Below are 2517 nucleotides of genomic sequence, written 5' to 3'. Positions count from 1 at the left end.
ATCCGCTCGTTTGCGGTGGCGGCCGGCTTTGGCCTCGCGTCGGCGCTGTCGGTGATCATCCTTGGCGATGAGTCGGGCTATACCACTGGCGAAGTGCAGAAAGTGAAGCTGGCGGCGATTGAAGCCGAATGGGAAACCCACCCCGCCCCGGCCGGCATCACCGTGTTCGGCCTGCCCAATCAGGAGCAGGAGCGTACCGATTACGCGGTAAAGATCCCCTATGTGCTGGGCCTGATCGCCACCCGCTCCACCGATACGCCGGTGATCGGCATCAAGGATCTGAAAAAGAGCCATGAATGGCGCATCCGTAGCGGCATGGAGGCCTATGGTGCGCTTAGCCGCATCAAGGCTGGCGATACGAGCGATGCCACCCGTCTGCAGTTCGAGCAGCACAAGGCCGACCTTGGCTATGGCCTGTTGGTCAAGCCGTACGCCCCGAATGTGGTGGATGCCAGTGCTGCCGATATTGCCCGTGCGGTGAACGACACCATACCCAAGGTGGCGCCGCTGTTCTGGGCCTTCCGTGGCATGGTGGCGCTGGGTATCGGCTTTCTGTTCATCTTTGCCGCCAGCTTCTGGTTTCTGGTGCGCAAGCAGCTGGCGCCGCAGCGTTGGTTGCTGCGGCTGTGTGTGCTGGCCATTCCCTTGCCCTGGGTCGCTATCGAGCTGGGCTGGTTTGTCGCCGAGTATGGCCGCCAGCCTTGGGCGATCAGCGGCATCTTGCCCACCCGGCTGGCCGCTTCCAGCGTTGCGCCGTCGCAGGTGTGGGGCAGCCTGATCACCATTTGCAGCATTTATCTGGCGCTGTTTGCCGTCGAGCTGTTCCTGATGATCAAGACCATACGCAAAGGGCCGGCCAGCCTGGCTACCGGCCGCTACCACGGAGAAACCGCCAACCTCGTCGCACTGGAGGCCAATCATGCTTGATTACGCCACGCTCAAATTGATCTGGTGGGGCATTGTCGCCATCTTGCTGATCGGCTTTGCCCTGATGGATGGCTTCGATATGGGCGTGGCGATGCTGCTGCCCATGGTCGGCCGCAGCGACGAGGAGCGCCGCGTCGCCATCAATGCCATCGGCCCGACCTGGGAAGGCAACCAGGTGTGGCTGGTGCTGGGTGGCGGTGCGGTATTCGCCGCCTGGCCGCTGGTGTATGCCGCCGGTTTCTCGGTGTTCTACGGCGCGCTGATTCTGGCGCTGTGCGCGCTATTTTTGCGGCCGGTCGGTTTTGACTACCGCAGCAAGCTGCCCAACCCGGCATGGCGCCGCTTTTGGGATCGCGGCCTGTTTATCGGCGGCCTGGTGCCTGCGCTGGTATTCGGCATTGCCATCGGCAATCTGTTTGTCGGGGTGCCGTTCCGCTTCGACAGCAGCATGCGGGTCAGCTATGCCGGCGGGTTGCTGGAGCAGCTCAACCCCTTCGGGCTGTACTGCGGTGTGGTGTCGGCCGTTTTACTGGCGCTGCATGGCGGTACCTTCTTGCTGCTGCGCACCGATGGCGCCGTGTTTGCCCGCAGCCGCAAGGCGGTGATGGTGCTTGGTCTGGCGCTGGCCGTGCTGTTCCTGCTCGGCGGGCAGTGGGTGGCACAGCTCGACGGCTTGCACCTGGTCAGCTCGGGCGATATCGCCAGCGCGCTCGATCCGCTCAGCAAAACGGTGCTGCGCAAAGCGGGTGCCTGGCTGGATAACTATGGCCGCTGGCCCTGGCTGGTGCTGGTGCCTGTGCTGGGGCTGGCCGGCGCACTGCTCTGCGTGGTGGCGGCCTGGCGCAGCTGGCGCTGGCCGGCTTTCCTTGCCAGTGCCAGTGCGGTGGTCGGGGTGCTGCTGACGGCGGGCTTGTCGCTATTCCCCTTCGTGTTGCCATCCAGTCTCGATCCGGCCAGCAGCCTTACTGCCTGGGATGCGGTTTCGAGCCACAAGACCCTGGGCATCATGCTGGTACTGGTGATCGTGTTGCTGCCTATTGTGTTGCTCTACACCGGCTGGGTGTACCGGGTGATGCGCGGCACGGTAACGGTCGAGCAGATACGTCGCGATTCGCATACGGCTTACTAAGGAGACTGAGCATGTGGTACTTCAGCTGGATTCTGGGTCTTGGCTTGGCGCTGGCCTTCGGCATCATCAATGTCATGTGGCTGGAGGCGAACTACGCGTTCGGCCAGCGCAATGAAGATGCCACCCGCCGCCGCTTCGAGGATTATCGGGGCGAGTAGGCCGCGCGGTGGTAAACTCGCGCCGCGAAGTCGGCCGGACAGTCGCCGCGTGGCTAGTCCACGGGGAGGAAAGTCCGGGCTTCACAGGGCAGGATGCCGGCTAACGGCCGGGCGCCGCGAGGCGACGGAAAGTGGAACAGAGAGCTGAACCGCCGATGGCCCGACTTGTCGCCTGAAAAGGCGACAAAGTCATTTTTCTGGGCTTGCCCAGGAAAATGCGTTCGGGATCAGGCAAGGGTGAAAAGGCGCGTACCTTGCAACAGGTACGGTGGGTCGCAAGACCTGCGTGTAAGAGACCACCGC

General features: G+C 63.2%; 3 protein-coding genes and 1 other RNA gene. All 4 read left to right on the top strand.

Annotation, left to right across the window (positions count from 1 at the left end; all coding sequences use genetic code 11):
- Positions 1–927 (top strand): cytochrome ubiquinol oxidase subunit I (locus ACE3OH_RS21610; protein ID WP_374358159.1); only part of this gene is annotated, 927 nt, incomplete at its 5' end.
- Positions 920–2056 (top strand): cytochrome d ubiquinol oxidase subunit II, encoded by a 1137-nt coding sequence (gene cydB, locus ACE3OH_RS21605; protein ID WP_374358156.1) that lies wholly within the window; start codon positions 920–922, stop codon positions 2054–2056. The genes ACE3OH_RS21610 and cydB, both read left to right, overlap by 8 nt.
- A gap of 11 nt (positions 2057–2067) precedes the next feature.
- A complete protein-coding gene (gene cydX, locus ACE3OH_RS21600; protein ID WP_374358151.1) occupies positions 2068–2214 on the top strand; it encodes a cytochrome bd-I oxidase subunit CydX in 147 nt (48 codons plus the stop codon).
- 26 nt (positions 2215–2240) lie between these two features.
- An RNA gene (rnpB, locus tag ACE3OH_RS21595) (RNase P RNA component class A) lies at positions 2241–2517 on the top strand; the annotation flags it as partial.

Source organism: Chitinimonas sp. (genome assembly GCF_041904975.1).
In the GTDB taxonomy this organism is placed as follows: Bacteria; Pseudomonadota; Gammaproteobacteria; order Burkholderiales; family Chitinimonadaceae; genus Chitinimonas.
Note: the sequence above shows the minus strand (reverse complement) of the source record. Positions and strands in the feature narration are given on the sequence as shown.

Coding starts and splice junctions, on each gene's coding strand:
- cydB (WP_374358156.1), top strand. CDS start 920: ATGCTTGATTACGCCACGCTCAAATTGATCTGGTGGGGCATTGTCGCC.
- cydX (WP_374358151.1), top strand. CDS start 2,068: ATGTGGTACTTCAGCTGGATTCTGGGTCTTGGCTTGGCGCTGGCCTTC.